This is a genomic window from Mycobacterium sp. NGS26, from assembly GCF_059813025.1.
In genome coordinates this window covers 1,157,465-1,181,017 of record NZ_JCALDU010000001.1, presented here as the reverse complement: position 1 = coordinate 1,181,017, position 23,553 = coordinate 1,157,465, and the positions used below count along the sequence as shown (strand labels likewise).

Genomic DNA, 23,553 nt, shown 5'->3' with positions numbered 1-23,553 from the left:
GGACCGCTGCAATCAGGTTAAGCGGTCGACCTACCCTGGCGATGTGCCCGGTAAGCCAGCGGTGCGGACGGCCGTTGCCGTCGGAACCCTCGTGCTGATGCTCGTGGTGCCTTCCTCGCGCGACCATATGACGTACAGGTCGGTCAGCGACGGCGCGCAGGTAACCCGGGTAACGCCGCCAGCGCCATCAACCCGAAAGCCGCCGCGGCCAGATCCGCCTCCCACACAAGACTTCGCAGCGGTCTCCAAGCTGATCGACGACGCGATCGCGGCGAACGAGCTGCCCGGCGCCGTCGTCGTCATCGGGCACGGCGGAAAGATCGTCTTCCACCAGGCTTACGGCTCCCGCAAGATTGCCGGCGAGCAGGGGCTGGACGGATCGCCCGCACCGGCGGAGCCGATGACCGAGGACACGATCTTCGACATGGCGTCGCTGACGAAATGCCTCGCCACGGCCGTCGCGATCATGCAGCTCTACGAGCAGGGCAAGGTCGCGTTCGACGATCCCGTTCAGCAGTACCTGCCCGACTTCAACACGGCGAACGATCCCCAGCGCGCCAAGGTGACGGTTCGCATGTTGCTCACGAACACGTCGGGCGAGGGGATCGACGTGAGCCTGGCCGACCCGTGGGGGCTGGGCGGGGCCGACAAAGCGGAGGGCATCCATCGTGCGCTCACCACGCCGCTGCAGTCGGGCCCCGGTGAGGCCTTCCGCTACTCCGACATCAACTACATCCTGCTTGGCGCGCTCATCGAAAAGCTCACCGGCGAGCCGGAAGACGGCTACGTGCAGCAGAACGTGTTCGCGCCACTCGGTCTCGAAGACACCCGTTACCTTCCGCCCGACAAGGCCTGCGGCCCGCACGCGATCAGGGGAGCCGCGATCGCGTGGGCTCCCGCGTCCGACGGGCCGGCCACCTGCCCCGAAGGTACATGGAGCACAAGCGTTTTGCCGCGCGTCGCACCGACGGCGATCGACGAGGAGAACCGGGCCGATCCGGGCAAGAACCCGGACTACGGCCACCTGCTTCGCGGCACCGTGCATGACCCAACCGCGCGCCGCATGGGCGGCGTGGCCGGGAACGCCGGTGTGTTCTCGACGGCGCACGATGTCGGCGTCTACGCGCAGGCCCTGCTCGATCGACTTGCCAACCGTCGCAGCGACTTTCCGCTGCAGCAGGCGACCGTGGAGTTGATGACCACCCCCGAGCAGCCCGGGCACACCGCCCGGCAACTGGAAGCGGCGAACGACGCCGCTCGAAGAGCGGCCAGCCCGAACTATCCGGCGATCAAGGGACAGAACCTGTTTGGCTTTGGCTGGGACATCGACACGGCGTTTTCCAGGCCGCGCGGCAGGATCTTTCCCGTCGGGAGCTTCGGCAACACCGGCTTCACCGGAACCACGCTCTGGATCGACCCGGGCTCGGATACCTATGTGGTCCTGCTCTCGAACTCGATACTGCTGCGGGGCAGCCCGCCGATCACGAATCTGCGAGGTGAGGTGGCCACCGCGGCGGCGCGGGCCTTGGGCCTGTACGGTTCGAAACCCGTTGGGCAGCGCTAGCCTTGCGCTCCGGTCAGTCCCCGGAACGCCTGAATTTCGCTGTCCCGATACGGCCGTCCGTCGGGCAGCACGAGGTCGTGGAACCAGACCTTCGGCGGCGCCGTGTACGGGTGATCCCATGAGTCCCACGGGAAGTAGGTCTGGGTCTTTCCGGCGACCAGGCCCCAGTTGAAGGCGCCGACGTTGTGGCGCTTGGCCACGGGCAGGATCGACTCGACGGTGCTGCCCTGCGGCCGCGCCATGTACTCGGTGCAGATGATCGGCCGCCCCAGCGGGGCGAGCTCGGCGATCCGGGACTCGAAGCCCCCAGGTTCGGCGTAGGAGTGGAACGTGATCACGTCGGCGTTGTCCAGCTGCATCGCGCTGATCGGGCTGCGGCCCGCCGGCTCGCCCCAGTCACCGCGCCACACGCCGCTCGTCAGCGGTTGACTCGGCTCGACGGAGCGTGCCCACAGGAACACCTGGGGAAGCAGCTCCGCGACCCGGTCGAGCTTGTCTTTCCTCTCGACCTTGCTGTACACCTTCGCGGGGTTGTCGGGCTCGTTCCACAGGTCCCAGCCCAAAACGCGGTCATCATTACGAAATTGAGTCAGCACCCCGGTGACGTAGTCGCGTAGCACGCGGGTGTAGGCGGGATCGCCAATACGCTCGGCGCCCGGGCTTTGTACCCAGCCCGAGTTGTGCACGCCGGGCCTCGGCGCGCGTTGCGGGCCCAGCCTGGGTAACGGATCCCAGCACGAGTCGAACAACACGAACAGCGGCTTGATGCGGTGGCGCGCCGCGATGTTGACGAACTGCGCGAGACGCATGACGAAGCCCCGGGCATCCTGGGCCCAGAGCTGATCGTGGAGGAAGACCCGCACGCTGTTGAGGCCGGCCGACCTGGCCCAGCCCAGCTCGGTGTCGATGCGACGAGCATCGTAGGTGGCGGGCTGAAACATCTCGAGCTGGTTGATGGCGTTCGAGGTGATGAAGTTCGCGCCGACGAGCCAGCCCTGCGCCTCATACCAACGGTTGGCCCGGTCGGCCGACCACCGGGTTATCTCGCCCGAAGACCGCGGTATCGGCTCCGCGGAGGCGCGGGGCGAGTGCGCCAGTACGCTGCCCGCCGCCAGCATCAGCGGAAGCTTCAACACCGTACGGCGGTACACGAATTGACGATAAGTTCCCGGGACCCCCGGACCCGGTATTTACTTAGCGCGTCGCGGTAACTTTTGCTGAGAATCGTTATTTCCTTGTCATCAAGCGGTGTTCGGCGCGCCGGCGAACCAGCTAGCGCAACTTGCGGCCGTAGTTGTCGGTGACGCCGCCGGTGAACATCATGATCGCGTCGACGATCGCCCAGATGACCGAACCCAGCAGTATGGGAAGCCCCAACCAGCAGAAGACGAATCCGAAGAGGCCCAAACATAGCTGGGCGATTGCGATCTGGGTCGAATCGATATAAAAGCGGCCGATTCCGAACACGCCCAAGAACAGCTGGAGCAGCCCCGCCGTCGTGCTGGACTTGTCGGACAGCGGTACGCCCGTGACCGGATCGCGGCCAAACGGCGCTTGGGGATCGGCCGCGTTCCCCGGATAGCCGGGGTACGACGGATAGCCGGGGTAGGACGGATAGCCGGGGTAGGGCGGCGGATATCCGGGGGGCGGGGGAAATTGGGGATGCTGGTGTGGTCCGTAGCCGGGCGGCTGCCACCCCCGGGGCGGCTCGTTTTCGGGTGGGTTCGGCGTCGCCATCGGTCGAGTCAACTCCTGCCGTCGGGGGATCCGGCCCACTGTATAAGGGAACCGAGATCCGCGGCCGGCGGCGTCGGCGCCAAACGTTGCGGACGCGGATCGAGAACTCCCTTCAAACTCGCGCCGGGGAGGGCAATACTAAACACGTGCCTGATTGCAACGTCTTGGGCGGGCCGCTGGAACCGTGCGGTTCCGACCCACTGACCGGTTACTATCGCGACGGTTGCTGCTCGTCCGGGCCCGAAGACCTGGGCCGGCACACTATCTGTGCCGTGATGACTGCCGAATTTCTGGAGCACCAGCGCTCCATCGGCAATGACCTGTTGACGCCGGTGCCCGAGTACCGGTTCCCCGGCCTCCTACCGGGCGATCGCTGGTGCGTCACCGCCCTGAACTGGCTTCGGGCTCACCACGATGGCTGCGCCGCCCCGGTGGTGTTGGCATCGACGCACGAGCGCACCCTGGAGGTGGTGCCGCTCGAGACGCTGCAGGAACACAAAGTCGACGTTCCCGACGACCTGGCTAACTTGTAGAGCCCTCGTTTACGCTTCGACGCGTTGAACGAGAATTCGACGGACCCCGACATCGCCGACATCGCCGACATCGGCTTCGACGACCTGACGGCGCCCAAGCTGACCGATGTGCAGCGCCAGATTCTGGAGTTCACCGAGGCCAGGCACGTCGAGTTCGACATCGACGAGATGCTCGCGGAGGCCGTCGACCGGGCGGGCCTGCAGGCAGGGGCCGACCTGGACGACACCGACGGCTTCGGTGAGCGCCTGCGCGCCCACGTGGCCGCGATCGAGGCCGACGACGGGCTGCGCGAGCTCAGCCGGTCCACCCTGCGGCAACGAGTCGTTCGCCTGCTGCGTAACCGGTTGTCGTTGACCGAGCTCCTCAAGCGCTATCCCGAGATCGAGACGATCCCGATCGAAAAGCCGTTCATCGTCGTCGGGATGCCACGCTCCGGCACCACCCACCTGGTCAATCTCATCGCCGCCGACCCACGCCGGCGCGCGCTGCCGTACTGGGAAAGTCAGGAGCCGATACCCGCGCGTGGCGAGGGTCCCGACATCTCCGGAGTCGACCCGCGCTACGCGCGCGCCAAGGCCGAACACGACGCGCTCATGGTCAGCGCGCCGGTGGTGGCCGCCATGCACGACCGGTTCCCCGAGGCGATCGAGGAAGAGGTCGAGCTCCTCGACCTCGACCTGGCCGCCTACGTCCTGGAATGGCATGCGCGCGTGCCCGATTGGCGCGACTACTACCTGACGCTCGACCAGACCCGGCACTACGCGTACCTGAAAAAGGTGTTGCAGGCGTTGACATTCCTGCGCGGCCCGCGGACCTGGCTCCTCAAGAGCCCGCAACACTGCGAGCAGCTCGGCCCGCTGATGGCCACCTTTCCCGACGCGACGGTGGCCTTCACGCACCGCGATCCCGTCGCCGTGATCCAATCGGCGATCACCATGATGGCCTACTCCGATCGGCTGCGCCGAACCAACATCGACCCGGCCTGGCTGCTGGACTACTGGAGCGACCGCGTGCACCGGCTGCTCGGCGCGTGCGTGCGCGACCGCGACCTGGTGCCCGCCGATCGCAGCATCGACATCGGCTTCCACCACCTCGACGGCAACGAAATGCCGCTGCTCGACGAGCTTTACCGGCGCGGCGGGGTGGAACTGACACCGGACGTGCGCGGCCGGTTCCGGCAGTACCTGGACGGCAATCCGCGCGGAAAGCACGGCCGTATCCGCTACGACCTGCAACGGCACTTCGGCATCTCGCCGGACGAACTGCGCGGGCGGTTCGACTTCTACTTCGAGCGTTTCGACGTTCGCCCCGAATGAAGGAGTCAACAGCGATGTTCGAACCGGTCTATCGCAGCAGGCCGGGCGCCGACGCGATGCGCCCGGCGTCCGCCGAGAAAGCCGAACGGATCGCCCCGGGGCTGTGGTGTTCGCCGGGCCTGTCGAACGCCTACCTGCTGACCACCGACGACGGTCGGGTGATCGTCAACACCGGGATGGGCTTCGAGGGCCCGGTGCACCGCGCCAACTTCGACGCCGTCGACGCCTCGCCGGTGCGCTACATCATCTTCACGCAGGGCCACGTGGACCACGTCGGCGGGCTGGACAGCGTCCGCGACCCCGACACAACGGTTGTCGCGCAGGCCAATTGGAGGGCATGGCGGGACGACAACGAGCGCCTCATCCCCTACCGGGCCAGCCGCAGCGCGTTCGCCTTCAAGGACACCCTCGCTGCGGGCATACGAGCGATTCAGCGTCGCCTCGGGACCAAGCACCTGCCCGGCCAGAGCGTCCCCACCGTCGACCTCGACTTCGAGGACACCCTGACCCTCGTCGTTGGCGGGCGGCGGCTGGAGCTGATCGCGGTGCCCGGCGGCGAGACCACCGACTCGCTGGTCGTGTGGTTGCCCGACGAGCGAATATGCCTGTGCGGAAACACCTTCGGCCCGCTCTTCGGGCACATCCCCAACCTCGTCACCATCCGCGGCGACCGCTACCGTGACGCGCTCACCACGATCGCCTCGATCGAGCGGGTACGCGAGCTGCGGCCCGAACTCCTGGTGACCGGTCACTTCGGGCCGATCGCCGGCGCCGAGCTCATCGACACCGAGCTCACCCGGCTGCGCGACGCCGTCCAGTACGTCCACGACCAGACCGTCGCCGGCATGAACGCCGGCAAGGATGTCCAGACCCTGATGCGTGAGATCACGTTGCCCGCGGAATACGAAGTGGGACAAGGGTATGGCAAGGTCGCCTGGGATGTGCGGGCCATCTGGGAGAACTACTCCGGCTGGTTTCACCACCGGTCGACCACCGAGCTCTACCCGGTCGGGTTCGACGCCGTCGGCGCCGACGTGGTCGAACTGGCCGGCGCCGACGCGCTCGTGGTGCGGGCGAGGGAACACCTCGCCAACGGCCGCCCCCTGCACGCCATCCACCTCGCCGAGCTCGTCTCGCCGGATGATCCGGCGGCGCGGGCGGTGCTACGGGAGGCGCACGAAGGCCTGCTGTCCGACAGCACCAACTTCTGGGAAAGAGCCTGGCTCTCCGAACAAATAGCGAGGAACTCATGACGGCGCGCGTCGGCTTCGACTTCACCGGGACCACCGCGCTGATCACCGGCGGCACCAGCGGGATCGGGCACGCCACCGCGGCGCTGTTCCGGGACGCCGGGGCCGAGGTCACCATCACCGGAACCAAAGCGGCGGCCGCCGACTACGACGCGGACCTGTCCGGCATGACCTATCGCCGGCTGCAGATCACCGATCGCGACTCGGTGGACGCGCTGGCCGCGGGCTTCGAGCGACTCGACGTTCTGGTCAACAACGCCGGCGCGAATTTCCCTGGCGGCCTGGACGAATCGAAGCCGGACGGCTTCGAGGCGTCGGTGGGACTCAACCTCACCGGACCGTACCGGCTCACGGTCGGGCTCTACCGCGCGTTACGGGCGTCGACGACCGCGGGAGGCGCCAGCGTGGTGAACCTGGTGTCGATGTCCGCGCTGCGAGCGGTTCCCCTGGTGCCCGGCTACGGCGCCGCAAAGGCCGGGATGGTCACCGTCACCAGGAATCTCGCCGTCAAATGGGCGCCCAAGGGAATCCGGGTGAACGCGGTGGCGCCGGGCACCATCGACACGCCGATGACCGCGCCCATGCACGTCGCACCCGACATCGTGGAATCCGAACTGGGCCATATTCCGTTGCGCCGCTTCGGGTCCGTAGCCGAGATCGCGCCCACGATCGCCTTCCTGTGCACCGAGCAGAGCAGCTACACCAGCGGCGCAGTTTTCGTCGTCGACGGCGCGTCGGACTGCATCTGAGATCGCAAAGGACAAGAACATGGCACCCGCACTTCGGCCCGAGGACTTCTACCACACCGGCATCGTCGTGCCCGACCTCGACGCCGCGATGGACCGGCTCACCGCGCTGGCCGGTTACCGGTGGATCAACCCGCTGACCTATACGCTGCCGTTGCGCACCGCGACCGGAACCCGCGAACTCACCTCGACGTTCGTGTACTCCATCCAGGGCCCGCACGTCGAACTCATCCAAGAGGTCTCCGACAGCCCGTGGACCGCCGCGCCCCGCAACGCGGTGCACCACCTCGGCTACTTCACCGACGACCTCACCGACGCCGCGCGAGTGCTGGAGGCCAACGGCTTCAGCTTCGAAGCCACCGCCGACGTGTCTCCCCCGGGCCTGGCGCTGTTCGCCTACTACGTCGACGCCTTTGGCACCCGCATCGAAATCGTCGACCGCGCACTGTTTCCCGACTTTCCCGCGTTCCTGCAGTCGGCGGCGTCGTAGATGCTACTGACGGTACTCCGGTTCAATTTCGCCTCGCCACAAGGAGAGCCACGCACGCAGAGCGAACTGATCCGTGCCGCACTCGAGCTGGCGCAGTGGGGGGAGACGCGGGGAATCACCACGGTGAGCGTCGACGAGCACCACGCGACCGGGCACGGGTGGAGCTGCAACCCGATCATGGCGGCGGCGATGTTCCTGGCGCGGACGACGACGCTGATCGCCAGCGTGGACTGCGCGCTCGGGCCGCTGTGGAATCCGGTCCGGCTGGCCGAGGACATCGCACTGGTCGACAACATGAGCCGCGGGCGGCTGCACACCACGGTGGGTTTGGGATATCGAACCGTCGAATATGACTCACTTGCAGTCGATTTCAGCCAGCGCGGCCAACTGATGGACAACCTGATCGAGCGGATGCTCTCAGTCTGGTCGGACACGGGATCCTGGACGCGGCCGCATCCACCGCTCTACGTCGGCGGGGGATCGCGCGCCACCGCGCGGCGAGCGGCGCGCTTCCGGCTGCCGCTGAGCCTGGCGGACCACCTGCCCGACATCGCCGCCTTCTATCGCGAGCTGTGCTCCGACGTCGGCATCACGCCTTTCGTCCTCATGCCCGGGCCCATCAATCGCGGAATGATCTACCTGCACGAGGATCCGGACCGGGCATGGGCGGAACTCGGTGAGCACATCCTTTGGGAGGCAGTCACTTACGGTGAATGGTCGAGCGATCAGCGTTCCCTCATGCACCTGCCCGGAGTCCGGACGCTCGAGGAGGTCAAGGCGTCGGGACGCTACCGGTTCCTGACCCCCGAGCAGCTTGTCGCCGAGGTCCGCGGCTCCGACGACTACGGGCCGCTGGTGATGCACCCGCTGGTGGGCGGGATGCCCGTCGACGAGGCGTGGAAGTCGGTTCAGCTCCTCACCGATGTGGTCCTGCCCGCGCTCGGCTGATTGAGCGCGCGCATACGGGGTACGGGCAGCTGATGAAGTCCGTGAAATCGACATTCGCACTGTTCGGTGGAACAGCCATGCTCGCGTTGGCGGTCGGCTGCGGCGGAGGCGCCGGCACCTTGGCAACCACCACCCCGACGGCTCCGACCGTGCCCACGTCGTCCAGGCCCGTTCCGGAGGCCCCACCGCCGCCCGCTCCGCAGTTGCCCTACGGTGGCGGCGGCACCGGACTCGCGCCCGGCGGCGGTTGAGGCCGCGCCACCCGGGGAGATGCCTAACGTCTCAGCGGTCTGACACCCAGGGAGGTAAGGCCGGCCGAGAACTATAAGCAATTTTGCTGATGTTCTCCGCTCTGAGTCGCCCCATGCTGGCTAGCATGAGCGAAACCGACTGGAGCGACCTGGCCGTGAGCGAGCTTCCGACTGGAACCGTGACGTTGCTGCTGGCAGACGTCGAGGGCTCCACGCGGCTGTGGGAGACCCAGCCGGACGAGATGACCGTTGCTGTGGCGCGGCTGGACCAGGCGCTGTCGGAAGTCGTCACCGCCCATGACGGAGTCCGCCCGCTCGAGCAGGGCGAGGGCGACAGCTTCGTGATCGCTTTTGCTCGCGCCTCCGACGCGCTCGCCTGCGCGCTGGACTTGCAGCGGGCACCGCTGGCCCCGATCCGGTTGCGCATCGGGATTCACACCGGCGAGGTGAAACTTCGCAGTGACAGCGGGGCGGGCAACTACATCGGCCCGACGATCAACCGCACGGCCCGGCTTCGGGATCTGGCCCATGGCGGGCAAACGGTGTTGTCGGGCGCGACCGAGCTACTGGTGGTCGATCAGCTTCCGCCCGATGTGTCGCTGACCGACTTGGGCACCCACCCGCTGCGAGATTTACCCCGGCCCGAGCGGGTGGTGCAGCTGTGTCACCCGGACCTGCGCAACGAATTCCCGCCGCTGCGCACACCGAATGCCCTTGCCGCTCATAATCTTCCGGTCCAGCTGACGAGTTTCGTTGGGCGCCAAACGGAAATCAAAGGCCTACGCGAAGCCCTGGCGGGTAACCGCCTGGTTACCCTCACCGGAGCCGGCGGGGCGGGCAAGACGCGCCTGGCCGTGCAGGTCGCCTCGGACCTGGCCGGGGAATTCGGCGACGGAATCTGCTACGTCGACCTCGCGCCGATCACCCATCCCGATGTCGTGCCGGTCACGGCGGCGCGCGCGTTGGGGCTGCCGGACCAGCCCGGCAGCTCGACCATCGACACGCTGCAGCGGCACCTTCGCGATCGCCACATGCTGCTGGTGCTGGACAACTGCGAACATCTGCTCGATTCGTCCGCCTCGTTGGTCGGCGCCCTGCTCGGCGCCGCACCGAGCCTGACGGTGCTCGCCACCAGCCGCGAGCCGCTCGGCGTGACGGGCGAAGCGGCCTGGCAGGTGCCCTCGTTGTCGCTGTCCGACGACGCCATCGAGTTGTTCGCCGATCGTGCCCGGTTGGCTCGCGCCGACTTCGCCATTGACGACGACAACGTCGACGCGGTAACCGAGATCTGCCGGCGCCTCGACGGGATGCCGCTGGCGATCGAACTCGCGGCGGCGCGGGTGCGCACGTTGTCGCTGACGGAGATCGTCGACAGCTTGCACGACCGCTTCCGTCTGCTGACCGGCGGCTCACGCATCGCGGTGCGCCGCCAGCAAACCCTGCGTGCCTCGGTGGATTGGTCGCACGCGCTGCTCACCGACACCGAACGCATCCTGTTCCGCCGGCTGGCGGTATTCCTCGGCGGCTTCGACCTCGACGCCGGCCAGGCCGTCGCCGGGGCCGACGGGGTGGAGCGCTACCAGGTGCTGGACCAGCTCACCCTGCTCGTCGACAAGTCGCTGGTGGTCGCCGAAAACACCGGCGGCAGTACGCGATACCGGCTGCTGGAGACCGTGCGCCAATACGCGCTGGAGAAGCTCGGCGAGTCCGACGAGGCCGACGCGGTCCGGTCCCGGCATTGCGACTACTACACGTCAATCGCGGCACCGCTCGACGCGCCGGCGCGCACCGACTATGGGGAGCGCCTCAATCAGGTCGAAGTCGAGATGGACAATCTGCGCAGCGCGCTGGGGTGGAACCTGGAGACGTCGAATGCCGGGCGGGCGCTGTCGCTGGCGTCGTCGCTGCAACCCCTCTGGATGACGCGGGGACGCATGTTGGAAGGTCGAGCGTGGTTCGACACCGTTGTCGGCCAGGGCGATTTGAACAGCCTTGACGTGCCGGCCGCGGTGCGTGCGCGCGCCCTCGCCGACACGGCAGTGTTGAACATGTGGGTCGGCGCCACGATGGATCGGGCCGAGCGTGCCTTGGCGATCGCCCGCGAACTCGACGAGCCCGCCCTGCTGGCGCGCACGCTGACCGCCTGCGGCTTCATCGCGGGCACCACCTACGACGCCGAGGCGGCACGAGCGTACTTCTCGGAGGCAAGCATTCTCGCCCGGACATTGGACGACCGATGGAGCCTGAGCCAGATCCTGGCCTGGCAGGCCAATGCGGGGGTCAATGTGGGCGATCCGATCGCGACCCGCGCGGCCGGTGAGGAAGGACGCGATCTCGCCGACGCGATCGGCGACCGGCCCAACTCGCGAATGTGCCGGCTATGCCTCGCGTTTGCCCAGCTGATGGAGGGCGATGTAAACGGGGCCGTTGCGGGATTCCGGGACGTGGCCGCCGAGTGCGAAGCGGATCACGACGAGTTTCCCAAACCACTCGCCGTGATGGGCCTGGGTGTCGCGCTGGCGTACCAGGGCGACGTTGATGGGGCGCGCGCCGCGAGCGACATCGCGCTCGAGGCCGCATCGGGTCTCGACGAGTACTTCCAGGGGTTGAGTCATGTGGCCGCGGCGGCCGCAGCGCTGGCCACGGGCGACGTCGGCGTCGCCCGTGTCGCGAGCGAGCGAGCCTGGCAACTCCTGAGCGTGGTCCAACCCCAGATGGCCGTGGCGCAACGCCCCTTCAACGCCGTCGAGGTGGCGCGGGTAGAGGGCGATCTCGCGCTGGCGCGCGGTTGGGCCGACGAAGCCATCGCGGTGGCGTCGGGATGGCACCTGGTGGCGGCTCTGCTGGCCCGCGCTCGGGTCGCGGTGGCGGAAGGCGACCGAGCAGAAGCGGAACGTCACGCCCATGATGCGCTCGCCTGCGCAGTCAGCGGTGGGGTGTACCTACACCTCGCCGACATCCTCGAGCGCCTTGCCGATCTCGCCGGAGACGTCGACGGCCGGCAAGCCGCACGCCTTTTCGGCGCCGCCGAGGCCTTCCGAATGCGCACGGGCATCGTGCGATTCAAAATCCACCAAGCCGGTTATGAGTCCTCGATCACTGCGTTGCGGGATACCTTGGGCGAGCAGGTGTTTGCGGCCGCGTGGACGGAGGGCACGGCGTTGTCCACCGAAGAGGCGATCGCCTACGCACAGCGCGGTCGCGGCGAACGCAAGCGCCCGAGCAGTGGCTGGGAGGCGCTCACACCGGCCGAGCGCGACGTCGTCCGACTGGTGTGCGACGGGCTGGCCAACAAGGACATCGCCACGCGGCTGTTCGTCTCACCCAAGACCGTGCAAGCCCATCTCACTCACGTCTACACCAAGCTCGGCCTCAGCTCGCGTGTTCAGCTGGTTCGAGAGGCGGCCCGCCGCGGCTGACCGACGAACCGCGAGTATCAACTACTTGCGATTCGGCGGATCAGGCGATACCGTCGGCCCGACGGAGTGGGTCCGCGGGAGATCGGAACGGACGGGAGGGGTCATGGCTCGATTCCCCAAGCCGGCGGAGGGCAGCTGGACGCAGCACTATCCGGAGCTGGGCACCGGGCCGGTGTCCTACGAGGACTCCATCAACCCGGAGATCTACGACCTGGAGCGCGAGGCGATCTTCAAGCGCGCCTGGCTGAATGTCGGTCGGGTCGAACAGCTTCCGCGCAAGGGCAGCTACTTCACCAAGGAGCTCAAGGTCGCCAACACCTCGATCATCCTGGTGCGCACGGCGGCCGGCGCGATCAAGGCGTACCACAACGTCTGTCGTCATCGCGGCAACAAACTGGTGTGGAACGACATGCCCCTGGAAGAGACCAGCGGCGTGTGCCGCCAGTTCACCTGCAAGTACCACGGCTGGCGCTACGACCTGGACGGCAACCTGACGTTCGTCCAGCAGGAGGAGGAGTTCTTCGACCTCGACAAGAGCCGCTACGGGCTGGTGCCGGTGCACTGCGAAGTCTGGGAAGGCTTCGTCTTCGTCAACTTCGCGAAGAAGCCCGAGCAGTCGTTGCGCGAGTTCCTTGGTCCGATGGTGACCGGTTTGGAGGGCTACCCGTTCGGCGAGATGACCTCCCGGTGGTGCTACCGCTCGGAGGTTAAGGCGAACTGGAAGCTGTACATGGACGCGTTCCAGGAGTTCTATCACGCGCCGGTGCTGCACGCGAACCAGTCGCCGTCGGCCTACTCGAAAGCGGCCGCGGAGGCTGGATTCGAGGCGCCGCACTACCGGCTGGACGGCCCCCACCGGCTGGTCAGCACGTCGGGTGTGCGCGCCTGGGAGATGGCGCCGGAGATGCGCAAGCCGATCGAGGACATCTGCCAGAGCGGCCTGTTCGGGCCGTGGCAAAAGCCGGAGCTGGGGGAGATGCCGGCGGGCCTGAACCCCGCGAAATGTGATCCGTGGGGCCTGGATTCGTTCCAGCTGTTCCCCAACTTCGTCATCCTCATCTGGAGCCAGGGCTGGTACCTGACCTACCACTATTGGCCGACGTCGTACAACAGCCACATCTTCGAGGGCACGCTGTATTTCCCGCAGCCGCGCACCCCGCGCGAGCGCGTCGCGCAGGAACTCGCGGCCGTGTCGTTCAAGGAATACGGCCTGCAGGACGCCAACACGCTGGAGGCGACCCAGAGCATGGTCGAATCCCGCGTGATCGACAAGTTCATGCTCAACGACCAAGAGATCCTGCTGCGCCACCTGCACAAGGAGACTGCGGCCTGGATCGACGACTACCGGCGCACGACCACGGCGGGGGTGTGACGCGATCGATGTCCCCAGTGCTACCAACCGAATTCGCCGACCTCGAACCATTCGCCGAGTGGTGCCTGCCCACCGAACCCGAGCGCTACGCCAAGAGGCTGACCAGCACGATGGCCGAGATGAAGGCCTTCTACGACGCGATCACGCCGCGCGCCGAGGAGGCCCTCGCCTACTGCGACAAGTTCCCCCTCGACGACCTGCCCGAGGACGTCCTCAACCTGATGCACCTGCTGTATTCGATGATCATGGTGTCGTTTCCGGTGGAATGCTGGAAGCAGCCCCGCGTTCCCGATTCCGGTGCCTCCACGTTGGACTGCGTGTCCGAGCCCGTCCCGTGATCACCGTCCTGCGCGCGGCCCGCTGGGCCGACGTCGACGCGGGCCAGGTCCGCTCGCCCGCAGTGGTCGTGGTCGACGGGCAGCGCATCACCGCGGTCAATCCCGAAGGGCCACGGCCGGATTCGGCGAATGTCGTCGATCTCGGCGACGTCACGCTGCTGCCGGGCCTGATGGACATGGAGCTCAACCTGCTCATCGGCGGCCCGGGCGGTCCCGAGGGACTACCCTCCCCGATGCACGGCGTCCAGGACGATCCGGCGTATCGCACACTGCGCGGCGCGGTCAACGCGCGCACGACGCTGGACGCCGGATTCACCACCGTGCGCAACCTGGGGCTGATGGTCAAGACGGGCGGCTACCTGCTCGACGTCGCGCTGCAGCGGGCCATCGACCAGGGCTGGCATCCCGGTCCCCGCATCTATCCCGCGGGGCATGCGGTCACCCCGTACGGCGGCCACCTCGACCCGACGGTGTTCCAGCGCCTGGCTCCCGGCATCATGCCGCTGACCGTCGCGGAGGGCATCGCCAACGGCGTTCCCGACGTTATCGCGTGCGTTCGCTACCAGATTCGGCACGGCGCCAAGCTGATCAAAGTGTCGGCGTCGGGCGGGGTCATGTCGCACAGCACCGCGCCGGGCGCCCAGCAGTATTCGGACGCGGAGTTCGCCGCGATCGCCGACGAGGCCCATCGCGCCGGCGTCCGCGTGGCCGCTCATGCCATCGGGGACACCGCGATCCAAGCGTGCATCCGGGCCGGAATCGACTGCATCGAACACGGCTTCCTCGCCACCGACGAGACGATTCAGATGATGGTCGACCACGGCACCTTCCTGGTGTCCACCACCTACCTGACCGAGGCGATGGCCGTCGACCGGATCGCGCCGGAACTGCGCAAGAAGGCGCAGGAGGTGTTCCCCCGTGCAAAGGCGATGCTGCCCAAGGCGATTGCCGCCGGTGTGCGCATCGCCTGTGGCACCGACGCGCCGGCGATCCCGCACGGCCAGAACGCCAAGGAATTGGAGGCGCTGGTGGCACGCGGCATGACCCCGATGCAGGCGATCCGCGCCGCCACGGTCGTGGCCGCCGAACTCATCGAGGCCGACCACGAGCTGGGCCGGTTGGCGCCCGGCCACCTCGCTGACATCATCGCCGTGTCCGGGGATCCCTCCCGCGACATCGCCGCGACACAACAGGTGTCGTTTGTCATGAAAGACGGCCACATCCACAAGATGCCGGCGGGTTGAGGCAAGGAGACGGGCATGGAACTCACCGAAAACATCCTGTGGCTGCTCAAGCAGGCCTTCTACTTCTCGCTGACCAGTGTGAACGACGCGATCAGCACCCACGGCGTCAGCACGGCCCAGATCGGTGTGCTGCGCCAGCTTTCGAACGAACCGGGCCTGTCGGGCGCCGAGCTCGCAAGGCGCCTGCTGATCACTCCCCAGGGCGTCCAGCTGGCCCTCACCTCGCTGGAACGCCGCGGTCTCGTGGAGCGAAAGCAGGATCCCCAGCACAAGCGCATCCTGCAGGCCTATCTCACCGACGAGGGGCGCAACGTCGTGGCCACCGTGCTGACCGACGCCGTGGCCGCGCACGAGAAGGTGTTCGGCGTGCTCAGTGCCGACGAGCAGGAGACCCTGCGCGAATTGCTGAGTCGAGTGGTCGAAAAGGGCACCGGCCACGAGTTGTTCAAGGATCACGAATGAGCCGGGTAGCGGTGGTGACCGGCGGTGCCTCGGGCATGGGCGAGGCGACCTGCCACGAGCTGGGCCGGCGCGGCCTGAAGGTCGGCGTCCTCGACGTGAACGAGCGAGCGGCCCAACGTGTTACCGAAGATCTCCGCGCGAGTGGCGGCACCGCCATCGGCGTCGGCGCCGACGTCACCGACCGGACCGCGGTCGAGCAGGCATTCGCGAAGATCCGCAGCGAGCTGGGCCCGGTCTCGGTCCTGGTGACCAGCGCGGGGATGTTCGGGTTCTCCCCGTTCGCCGATATCACCGTCGAGTCCTGGAACAGGATCATCGATGTCAACCTGACCGGCACCTTTCATTGCTGCCAGGTCGCCCTGCCGGACATGGTGGCCGCGAAATGGGGCCGGATCGTGATGATTTCGTCGTCCAGCGCCCAGCGTGGATCGCCGTTCGCCGCCCACTACGCGGCGTCCAAGGGCGCGGTCATCACGCTCACCAAGTCGCTGGCGCGTGAGTACGCCGAACACGGCATCACCGTCAACAACATCCCGCCGTCCGGCATCGAGACCCCGATGCAGCACCGCGCCCAGGAGGCAGGCTACGTGAAGTCGAACGAAGAGATCGCCCGCAACATCCCGCTGGGCCACCTGGGCACCGGAGCCGACATCGCCGCCGCGGTCGGGTTTCTCTGCTCGGACGAGGCCGGCTTCATCACCGGCCAGGTGCTCGGCGTCAACGGTGGGGCGGTGATGTGACAGTGACACAGGGAGGTTCACGATGACACGCACGGGAAGGCCCCCGGAGGGTTCCTGGACGGAGCACTACCCCGAGCTGGGGACGGGTCCCATCTCATTCGCCGACTCCACATCCAAGGAGTTCTACGAACTCGAACGCGGGGCGGTGTTCAAGCGGGCGTGGCTCAACGTGGCGCGGGTCGAGGAGCTGCCCCGCGTCGGCAGCTACCTCACCAAGGAGATCGAGGTCGCGCGCACGTCAATCATCCTCGTCAAGGGCCGCGACGAGCGCATCCGCGCGTTCTATAACGTCTGCCGCCACCGTGGAAACAAGCTGGTGTGGAACGACTTTCCCGACCAGGAGACCCGCGGGACCTGCCGACAGTTCACCTGCAAGTATCACGGTTGGCGCTACGGCCTCGACGGGGCGCTGAACTTCGTACAGCAGGAGTCGGAGTTCTTCGACCTCGACACGGCCGACTACGGACTGAGACCGGTGCACTGCGATGTCTGGAACGGCTTCATTTTCATCAACTTCGACGACGAACCACGTCAGAGCCTGCGCGAGTTCCTCGGCCCCATGATCACCGGCCTGGACGACTACCCGTTCGGAAAACTGACCGAGCGTTACGAGTGGGTCGCGCACAACAACAGCAACTGGAAGATCTTCGCCGACGCGTTCCAGGAGTACTACCACGTGCCCTCGCTGCACCCACAGCAGGTGCCCTCGGCGGTGCGCGACCCGAACGCCGGATTCACCTGCGGGCACTTCCAACTCGACGGCCCCCATCGGGTGGTGTCGACGGCGGGCCGGCGGCGCTGGCTGCTGCCGCCGGAGTTCATGTACCCGATCGAGCGGGCTACCAGGAGCGGGCTGGTCGGTCCGTGGCGCACCCCCGACATCGGCGAGCTGCCGGCCGGCCTCAATCCCGGTGGCATCGAGCCGTGGGGAATCAGCAACTTCCAGATCTTCCCCAACACCGAGGTGTTGATCTACGGCGGCTGGTATCTGCTCTACCGGTACTGGCCCACCTCCCACAACACGCACCGGTTCGAGGCCTACACCTACTTCCACCCGGCGCGCACGGTGCGGGAACGCATTGAGCACGAGGTCGCCGCGGTGGTGCTCAAGGAATTCGCGCTGCAGGACGCCGGCATGCTCGGTGGCACGCAAGCCGCGCTGGAGTACGGCGTCGTCGACGAGTTCCCGCTGAGCGACCAGGAGATTCTGGTGCGCCACCTGCACAAGGTGGTCGTCGACTGGGTCGAGGCATACCGGCGCGAAAACGCGCCGGCGGCGGCGGGGGTGTGACCATGCCGGACGCCTTGCTGCCCAGCGCTTTCGCCGAGCTGGAACCTTACGCCCGGACCTGGTGCCTGGCCACCGAAACAGAACGCTGGAACGCGCGGATGGCCAGCACCATGCCCGAAATGCGCGAGTTCTACGACGCGTTCTTCCCGCGGCTCGAAGAGGCCATCGACTACTGCGACAAGTTCCCGCTCGACGACCTCCCCGACGACGTGCTCAACCTGCTGCACCTGATCTATTCGCTCGTGATGGTCGCCATGTCCGTGGAGATCATGCACCAGACCGTCCCGACCGACGCCGCCGACGCGGTGATGATCCGGACCGGCGAACCGTTTCCCTGATACCGGCAGAAGGAGGGGCTGATCATGAGTCTGCTCACCATCACCAAGCTCGGCGATTCGGTCGGTGCCGAAGTCACCGGGCTGGACGCGAGCCACCTTGGAACCGACGACCAGATTGGCGAGGCCATCCTGAATGCGTTGGAGGACAACGGGGTACTGGTCTTCCGCGGCCTGTGGCTCGACCCCGAGACCCAGGTCGCCTTCTGCCGCCGCCTCGGCGAGGTCGATCACTCCTCCGACGGTCACCACCCCGTCCCCGGCATCTACCCGATCACCCTGGACACATCGAAAAACTCGTCGGCGGCCTACCTGAAGGCCACGTTCGACTGGCACATCGACGGGTGCACGCCGATCGGGAACGACTATCCGCAGAAAGCCACCGTCCTTTCGGCCGTGCAGGTCGCCGAAAGGGGTGGGGAAACCGAATTCGCGAACACCTACGCCGCGTACGACGCGCTGAGCGACGAAGAAAAGGAACACTTCGGCACGCTGCGAGTGGTGCATTCCCTGGAGGCCTCGCAGCGGCGCGTCACCCCCGACCCCGCGCCAGAACAATTGGCGCGCTGGCGATCCCGGCGCACCCACGAGCATCCCCTGGTGTGGACGCACCGCAGCGGCCGCAGGTCGCTGGTGCTGGGCGCCTCGGCCGACTACGTGGTCGGCATGGACCTCGACCCGGGCCGCGCCCTGTTGGCCGAGCTCCTCGAGCGCGCCACCGTGCCAGAAAACGTCTACAGCCACGCCTGGTCGGTCGGCGACATGGTCATCTGGGACAACCGCGGAGTCCTGCATCGCGCGACCCCGTACGACGCCGACTCTTCCCGCGAAATGCTGCGCACCACCGTCCTCGGCGACGAACCGATCCAGTAGATCGGCTAACGGCGCTTCCAGTGCGGGGACCTGACCGCGGCCAGGGCTTCGGTGACGCAGCGATCCAGCGGCACGCGCCTGCCGGATTGCCGCACCCATTGCTGGAAGGCGAAATCGGCTGCGGCAAAGGCGAGTTGGACCAGGAGGCCGGGCCGCATGTCGTTGCCGGGATCCACGCCCATGCGCTGGCCGATCAGCTTGGCCGCGCGTTCCTTTTCGGCGGGCGTGTGGATGGTCGCCTTGCCGAGCAGGCCAGGCGCGACCAGCAGCGCCTCGCGCCACTCCTCGATGTCGGCCCGGTCGAACGACCGGATGCGCGCGACGATGGCGTTGGTCAGCGCGACGTCCGGTGACTCCCTGGCCGGCCGCTGTTCGAGCAGGTTGACTATCGCGGCGCCGCCGTGCCGAACGGGAGCGAGCAGCAGGTCCTCCTTGGTCGGCACGTGCCGGAAGAACGTGCGCGGCGAAACGCCCGCGGCGGTGGCGATTTCCTCCGTCGTGACCGCGTCGTATCCGCGCTCGATGAAAAGCCGGAACGCGGCCCGCCGGATTTCCGCCCGGACCTGCGCGCGCTGCCGATCCCGCAACGACTCCGTTGTCATCGGAAGCATCCGATCCCGCCGTCGACATGAATGGTCTGCCCGGTGATGAACGTCGCGTCGGTGCTCAGCAGGAACGCCACCAGCGCGCCCACGTCGGTGCGCACGTCGCCGATGCGCTTCATCGGGACCCGTCGCACCGCCTTCGCGTAATCGTCGGGGGCGTGCTGCTTCCACAGTTTGACGCCGTCGGACTCGGCGAACGGGCAGATGACGTTGACGCGGATGTTGTCGCGCCCCCACTCCAGGGCGGCGACCTTCGACAGCCCGCGGATGCCCTCCTTGGCGGCGGCGTATCCGCCCCACCTGGGCTCGCCGCCGGTGCCCGTGCCCGAGCCGAGGTTGACGATCGACCCGCCGCCGGCCGCGACCATCACCGGGTGCGCGGCCTGCATGAGCAGGAACGTCGCGCGCGGCCCGACGTCGTAGCCGAGCGCCAGGTCCTCGGTGGTGATGTCGACGAACGCCTTGGGCTCGTTGGTGGCGATGGCGTTGTTGACCAGGCCGTGCACCGCGCCGAAGGCCTCGACCGCGGTCGCCACGATCCGCTTCGCGCTGTCCGGGTCGCGCAGGTCGGCGACCAACTTCTCGGCCCGGCCCGCCGCCTGGAGCTCGTCGGTCGTCGCGCTCAGGGCGTCGGCGAGGATGTCGACCAGCAAGACCGCCGCGCCGCGCTCGAGCAGCGCGGCGGCGATGCCCTTGCCCACGCCCTGGGCGGCGCCGGTGACGATCGCGACGTGGCCGCGCATCGACTCGGGATGCGTGTATGTCATTGCGGCGTGGCAAGTTTGGGCGCCGGGCGCCCGGCGAACAGCGGCAGGTCGAGGTAGGTCTTGATGCCGGGACCGGCCGCACAGACGTCGGGAATGGCGTTGACGCAGTGGTTGGCCGTGGCGACCACACCGGGGTTTCGCTGCAGGCCTTCGGCGATGGACGGCGGCTGCAGACCCTTGAAGGTCAAATTCACCGTTGGGTCGCCGGTGATCTCGACCTCGAAACGCTCGCCGAGCCCGCCGAAATTCCACGCCGGCTCCAGGTTGGCCTCACCCATCAGCCAGTTGACCGCCGCCGTGATGACCGGTTCGCCGTCGACCAGCGCCTGCCAGCGGAATCGGCGCGCGGCCACGGTCCCCGCGGTGATCGGGAACGGGTCGTAGTCGATGTCGGAGGTCGCCACGGCGATATCCTGGATGGTCCTGATGTTGGGATCGATGCGAAACCCCATGTGGTCGGCGATCATTCGCACCGACATCTTGAAGCCCGATTCGAGCAGGGTGGCCATGGGCCCTTGCACGGCCTCCTCGGGGGTCCCGCCAAACCCCATGATGTGGCGCACGACGTCCGGGGCGTTGTAGGTGCGGATGTCGGAGAATTCCTCGGCGCGCACGTGGGTGACCGCCGACGACAGCGAGGACAGCATCAGCGGGAAGCGCTCGGTGATGCCGCCGGGATGAATTCCCGAGCCGTGCAGGGTGACACCAGCCTCGACCGCGGCATCGGCGATCGCCTTGTGGTGTGGGTTGCTCAGGTCGGGATAGACCCACCCGACGGGGGTCACCACGTTCTTGCCGGATCGCAAGATGGCGATGACCTCTTCGTCGTTGGGGATCAACGGGCTGTACACGACGCAGTCGGCGTCGAGGGCCAGAATCTCGTCGGCGCTGGAGGTGGCGGTGACGCCGAGGTCGTCGGCTCCGACGATCCGCCCGACGTCGACGCCGTTCTTCTCCGCGCTGTGCACCCAGCAGCCGACCAACTCGAGCTCCGGATGATTCACGACGCATTCGATCGCCGCCTTGCCGACGCCTCCCGTCGCCCACTGGATCACACGACGCTTGCTCATGACCGACCTCCCGCAACCTTTACATCCCACCGACGAGATGGCACGGTATGACTATCTGACAGTGACTGTCAACAGGGAAGGTTGGTCGATGGGCGTCCTGGACGGCAAGGTCGCGATCGTCACGGGAACCAGCCGCGGCGTGGGCGTCGGGATCGCCCACGAACTGCTGCGCGCCGGAGCCACCGTCGTCGGCTGTTCGCGCTCGCCGTTGCCGGCCATCCCCGGCATCGAGCCCGACTGGGCGGCCCGTGCCTCGCAAAAGGTGTGCGATCAGGGCGATTACCGCTCGATCGACTCGTTCGTCGCCGAGGTCGCTGCGAAGCACGGCCGCATCGACATCCTGGTCAACAACGCCGGCGGTACCGTCCCGGCGCCGCACGTGGAGAGCATTCCCGAACTCGTCCAACGCATTCAGGGCGCTCCGCCCAGCAACGACGACTTCGAGCGCACCGCGCTGTTTCACGCCTATGCGGTCCAGATGAACCTCATCAGCCCGCTCTGGTTCGCCATTCGCGTGTACCGGCAGATGGCCACCCAGGACGGCACCGGCTGCGTTATCAACATCTCCAGCGGCGCCGGACACCCGGCGGGATCACCCACCCTGGTCTCCTACGGTGCGGCCAAGAGTGGGCTCAACCACCTGACGCGGTCGCTGGCCGAGGAGTGGGGACCGAAGGTGCGAGTCAACTGCGTCGCGCTGGGCCCGACCATGACCGAGAACTTCCGATCGTTCGTGCTGCCCAAGGACGACCCCACCGGCGAAAGATATTTCGCCGCCGTCCCATTGCGCCGCGCGGGCGAACCCGCGGAGGTGGGCCGCGTCTGTGTCTTCCTCGCGAGCGGGCAAGCGGACTTCGTCAACGGCACGACCATCGAGCACGACGGCGGCATGCTGCCCGGCGTGCTCTACGACGCAGGCCTGAAGACCATCACCGATCTGCTGTAAACGGCGGACCACAACCTCACAGCTTGTAACCGATGGCGCGCAACAGCTCACGCCGCTCGGCCACGTCGCGATCCGTCTCCACCCCGACCGGCGTCTGCCCGTCGACGACGCCCACGATCCCGCGACCGCGCGAAGTCACCGCGACGACGACCTCGACCGGATTTGCTGTGGCGCAGTAGATTCCACAGACCTCGGGCACCGCCTTCACCGGGTTGAGGACGTTGAGCGGAAATCCCTCCCGCAGGAAGATGACGAAACTATGCCTGGCCGATCACCACGTTGACATCGTCGGGCTTGTCAACCGGCACCACATCCCAGGACAGCGGCGTTGTCATCACGATCACCCCAGAACGGGAAAGCGGCGCTGGCGCCCCAGCTCGTCCAGGGCGGTTTGCATGACGGAGCGCACGTGGGCGTCGACCTCGGCGACGTCGGGGTCCTTGCCGAACCGGGCCGCGATGTCGATCGGCTCCAGCAGCTGATAGACAACCTTGGCCGGCAGCGGCATATTGGCCGGGAAAAACACGGTGAGCCCGAAGGGCAAACCGATGGTCACCGGCAGAATCTCCAGCCGCATGCGCTTGAGCCCCAATCGCCTTGCCAGCCAATCGCCGCGGGTGAGGAAGAGCTGAGTTTCCTGGCCACCGATCGACACCGCAGGCACGATCGGCACGCCCGTCTGCAGGGCCGTCCGGACGTATCCGGTGCGACCGTCGAAGTCGATGACGTTCTGCTTGCGCGTCGGCCGGAATGCGTCGTAGTCGCCGCCCGGAAAAACCAGCACGACCGCGTCCGAACGCAACGCCTGCGCGGCGTTTTCCTGGTTGGCATGAATGACGCCGAGGCGGCTCAGCGCTGCCCGGAAGGGTGTGAAGAACACGCCGTAGTGGGCAAGGGTGTACAGCGGGCGGTCATAGCCGAACTTGCCGTACAAAGCCGGCGCCAGCACGTTCCAATCGGGCGTCAGCACCCCGCCGGAATGGTTGGACACCACCAGAACGCCGCCGGTCGACGGAAAGGTCTCCAGGCCCCGGACCTCCGGCCGGAACCATCGGTTGATCACGGGCGTCACCGCGTTGATCAAAAGCTCCGTGAACGTGGGGTCCCACTTGGCCATCTCCGGATGGGCGGTTTCGTTGCCGGTCACCTCTTCCCTCCGCCGTTCGCGCGTGCTGTCATGCTCCCGCGGCGACGGGCGTCTCGGCAGGGCCGCAATCCCCCGGGTGCGGGGACTAAAGGCCTCGGGCGACGCGCA

At 67.3% G+C, this 23,553-nt stretch carries 23 protein-coding genes and 1 pseudogene; 17 read left to right on the top strand and 7 right to left on the bottom strand.

All coding sequences use genetic code 11. The features are described from left to right. Positions 1 to 97: 97 nt before the first annotated feature. Complete coding sequence (locus AC5Y6X_RS05785; protein ID WP_499985263.1) at positions 98 to 1,564, top strand: serine hydrolase domain-containing protein; 1,467 nt, start codon at positions 98 to 100, stop codon at positions 1,562 to 1,564. Here the strand turns inward: AC5Y6X_RS05785 and AC5Y6X_RS05780 are convergent. Together AC5Y6X_RS05780 and AC5Y6X_RS05775 are read right to left on the bottom strand one after the other, a co-directional pair. After that, positions 1,561 to 2,715 carry a glycoside hydrolase 5 family protein gene (locus tag AC5Y6X_RS05780; RefSeq protein ID WP_324679687.1) on the bottom strand — a complete coding sequence of 385 codons (1,155 nt, stop codon included), beginning with the start codon at positions 2,713 to 2,715 and terminating at the stop codon, positions 1,561 to 1,563. The genes AC5Y6X_RS05785 and AC5Y6X_RS05780 overlap by 4 nt on opposite strands. Before the next feature lie 121 nt (positions 2,716 to 2,836). Continuing rightward, complete coding sequence (locus AC5Y6X_RS05775) at positions 2,837 to 3,301, bottom strand: TM2 domain-containing protein (RefSeq protein ID WP_499985100.1); 465 nt, start codon at positions 3,299 to 3,301, stop codon at positions 2,837 to 2,839. A 146-nt stretch (positions 3,302 to 3,447) separates the two neighbouring features. On the opposite strand from AC5Y6X_RS05775, the gene AC5Y6X_RS05770 reads away from it, so the two are divergent. From AC5Y6X_RS05770 to AC5Y6X_RS05700, 15 genes are all read left to right on the top strand, one after another. Beyond that, positions 3,448 to 3,834: a DUF2237 family protein gene (locus AC5Y6X_RS05770; protein ID WP_324679682.1), complete on the top strand. Its 387-nt coding sequence runs from the start codon at positions 3,448 to 3,450 to the stop codon at positions 3,832 to 3,834. 24 nt (positions 3,835 to 3,858) lie between these two features. After that, complete coding sequence (locus AC5Y6X_RS05765) at positions 3,859 to 5,151, top strand: sulfotransferase family protein (RefSeq protein WP_499985098.1); 1,293 nt, start codon at positions 3,859 to 3,861, stop codon at positions 5,149 to 5,151. 14 nt (positions 5,152 to 5,165) lie between these two features. Then, entirely contained in the window at positions 5,166 to 6,404 is a 1,239-nt protein-coding gene (locus AC5Y6X_RS05760) for an MBL fold metallo-hydrolase (RefSeq protein ID WP_499985096.1), read from the top strand. After that, complete coding sequence (locus tag AC5Y6X_RS05755; RefSeq protein WP_499985095.1) at positions 6,401 to 7,150, top strand: SDR family NAD(P)-dependent oxidoreductase; 750 nt, start codon at positions 6,401 to 6,403, stop codon at positions 7,148 to 7,150. Before AC5Y6X_RS05760 ends, AC5Y6X_RS05755 begins: the two co-directional genes overlap by 4 nt. Before the next feature lie 19 nt (positions 7,151 to 7,169). After that, positions 7,170 to 7,637 (top strand): VOC family protein, encoded by a 468-nt coding sequence (locus AC5Y6X_RS05750; RefSeq protein ID WP_499985093.1) that lies wholly within the window; start codon positions 7,170 to 7,172, stop codon positions 7,635 to 7,637. Further along, a complete protein-coding gene (locus tag AC5Y6X_RS05745; RefSeq protein WP_499985091.1) occupies positions 7,638 to 8,585 on the top strand; it encodes an LLM class flavin-dependent oxidoreductase in 948 nt (315 codons plus the stop codon). A 376-nt stretch (positions 8,586 to 8,961) separates the two neighbouring features. After that, positions 8,962 to 12,255, top strand: coding sequence for a LuxR C-terminal-related transcriptional regulator (locus AC5Y6X_RS05740; RefSeq protein ID WP_499985089.1), 3,294 nt, complete (start codon positions 8,962 to 8,964; stop codon positions 12,253 to 12,255). Between the two features lie 103 nt (positions 12,256 to 12,358). Then, positions 12,359 to 13,627, top strand: a complete 1,269-nt coding sequence (locus tag AC5Y6X_RS05735; RefSeq protein WP_499985087.1) for an aromatic ring-hydroxylating oxygenase subunit alpha — start codon at positions 12,359 to 12,361, stop codon at positions 13,625 to 13,627. Between the two features lie 8 nt (positions 13,628 to 13,635). Then, positions 13,636 to 13,965 carry a hypothetical protein gene (locus AC5Y6X_RS05730; RefSeq protein ID WP_499985085.1) on the top strand — a complete coding sequence of 110 codons (330 nt, stop codon included), beginning with the start codon at positions 13,636 to 13,638 and terminating at the stop codon, positions 13,963 to 13,965. Beyond that, positions 13,962 to 15,209 carry a metal-dependent hydrolase family protein gene (locus AC5Y6X_RS05725; protein ID WP_499985084.1) on the top strand — a complete coding sequence of 416 codons (1,248 nt, stop codon included), beginning with the start codon at positions 13,962 to 13,964 and terminating at the stop codon, positions 15,207 to 15,209. The genes AC5Y6X_RS05730 and AC5Y6X_RS05725 overlap by 4 nt, the downstream gene beginning before the upstream one ends. 15 nt (positions 15,210 to 15,224) lie before the next feature. Then, positions 15,225 to 15,671, top strand: coding sequence for a MarR family winged helix-turn-helix transcriptional regulator (locus tag AC5Y6X_RS05720; protein WP_499985083.1), 447 nt, complete (start codon positions 15,225 to 15,227; stop codon positions 15,669 to 15,671). Next, entirely contained in the window at positions 15,668 to 16,411 is a 744-nt protein-coding gene (locus AC5Y6X_RS05715) for an SDR family NAD(P)-dependent oxidoreductase (RefSeq protein ID WP_499985081.1), read from the top strand. Before AC5Y6X_RS05720 ends, AC5Y6X_RS05715 begins: the two co-directional genes overlap by 4 nt. A 22-nt stretch (positions 16,412 to 16,433) precedes the next feature. After that, positions 16,434 to 17,702, top strand: a complete 1,269-nt coding sequence (locus tag AC5Y6X_RS05710) for an aromatic ring-hydroxylating oxygenase subunit alpha (RefSeq protein WP_499985080.1) — start codon at positions 16,434 to 16,436, stop codon at positions 17,700 to 17,702. Positions 17,703 to 17,704: 2 nt separating this feature from the next. Then, positions 17,705 to 18,040: a hypothetical protein gene (locus tag AC5Y6X_RS05705; protein ID WP_499985078.1), complete on the top strand. Its 336-nt coding sequence runs from the start codon at positions 17,705 to 17,707 to the stop codon at positions 18,038 to 18,040. Between the two features lie 24 nt (positions 18,041 to 18,064). Continuing rightward, positions 18,065 to 18,910 (top strand): TauD/TfdA dioxygenase family protein, encoded by an 846-nt coding sequence (locus AC5Y6X_RS05700; RefSeq protein WP_499985076.1) that lies wholly within the window; start codon positions 18,065 to 18,067, stop codon positions 18,908 to 18,910. Positions 18,911 to 18,915: 5 nt separating this feature from the next. On the opposite strand, the gene AC5Y6X_RS05695 is transcribed toward AC5Y6X_RS05700, so the two are convergent. The 3 genes from AC5Y6X_RS05695 to AC5Y6X_RS05685 are packed head-to-tail and all read right to left on the bottom strand — an operon-like array spanning position 18,916 to position 21,352. Next, a complete protein-coding gene (locus AC5Y6X_RS05695; protein ID WP_499985075.1) occupies positions 18,916 to 19,512 on the bottom strand; it encodes a TetR/AcrR family transcriptional regulator in 597 nt (198 codons plus the stop codon). Beyond that, on the bottom strand, positions 19,509 to 20,282 hold the full coding sequence (locus AC5Y6X_RS05690; protein WP_499985073.1) for an SDR family NAD(P)-dependent oxidoreductase: 774 nt from the start codon (positions 20,280 to 20,282) through the stop codon (positions 19,509 to 19,511). Before AC5Y6X_RS05690 ends, AC5Y6X_RS05695 begins: the two co-directional genes overlap by 4 nt. Then, complete coding sequence (locus tag AC5Y6X_RS05685; RefSeq protein ID WP_499985071.1) at positions 20,279 to 21,352, bottom strand: NAD(P)H-dependent amine dehydrogenase family protein; 1,074 nt, start codon at positions 21,350 to 21,352, stop codon at positions 20,279 to 20,281. The genes AC5Y6X_RS05690 and AC5Y6X_RS05685 overlap by 4 nt, the downstream gene beginning before the upstream one ends. 88 nt (positions 21,353 to 21,440) lie before the next feature. Between AC5Y6X_RS05685 and AC5Y6X_RS05680 the strand changes: the two genes are divergently transcribed. Continuing rightward, a complete protein-coding gene (locus tag AC5Y6X_RS05680; protein WP_499985069.1) occupies positions 21,441 to 22,298 on the top strand; it encodes an SDR family NAD(P)-dependent oxidoreductase in 858 nt (285 codons plus the stop codon). Between the two features lie 16 nt (positions 22,299 to 22,314). On the opposite strand, the pseudogene AC5Y6X_RS05675 reads toward AC5Y6X_RS05680, so the two are convergent. Continuing rightward, positions 22,315 to 22,633: pseudogene (locus AC5Y6X_RS05675) on the bottom strand (adenosine-specific kinase). Positions 22,634 to 22,638: 5 nt separating this feature from the next. Continuing rightward, entirely contained in the window at positions 22,639 to 23,415 is a 777-nt protein-coding gene (locus tag AC5Y6X_RS05670) for a lysophospholipid acyltransferase family protein (protein WP_499985261.1), read from the bottom strand. Positions 23,416 to 23,553: the final 138 nt, after the last annotated feature.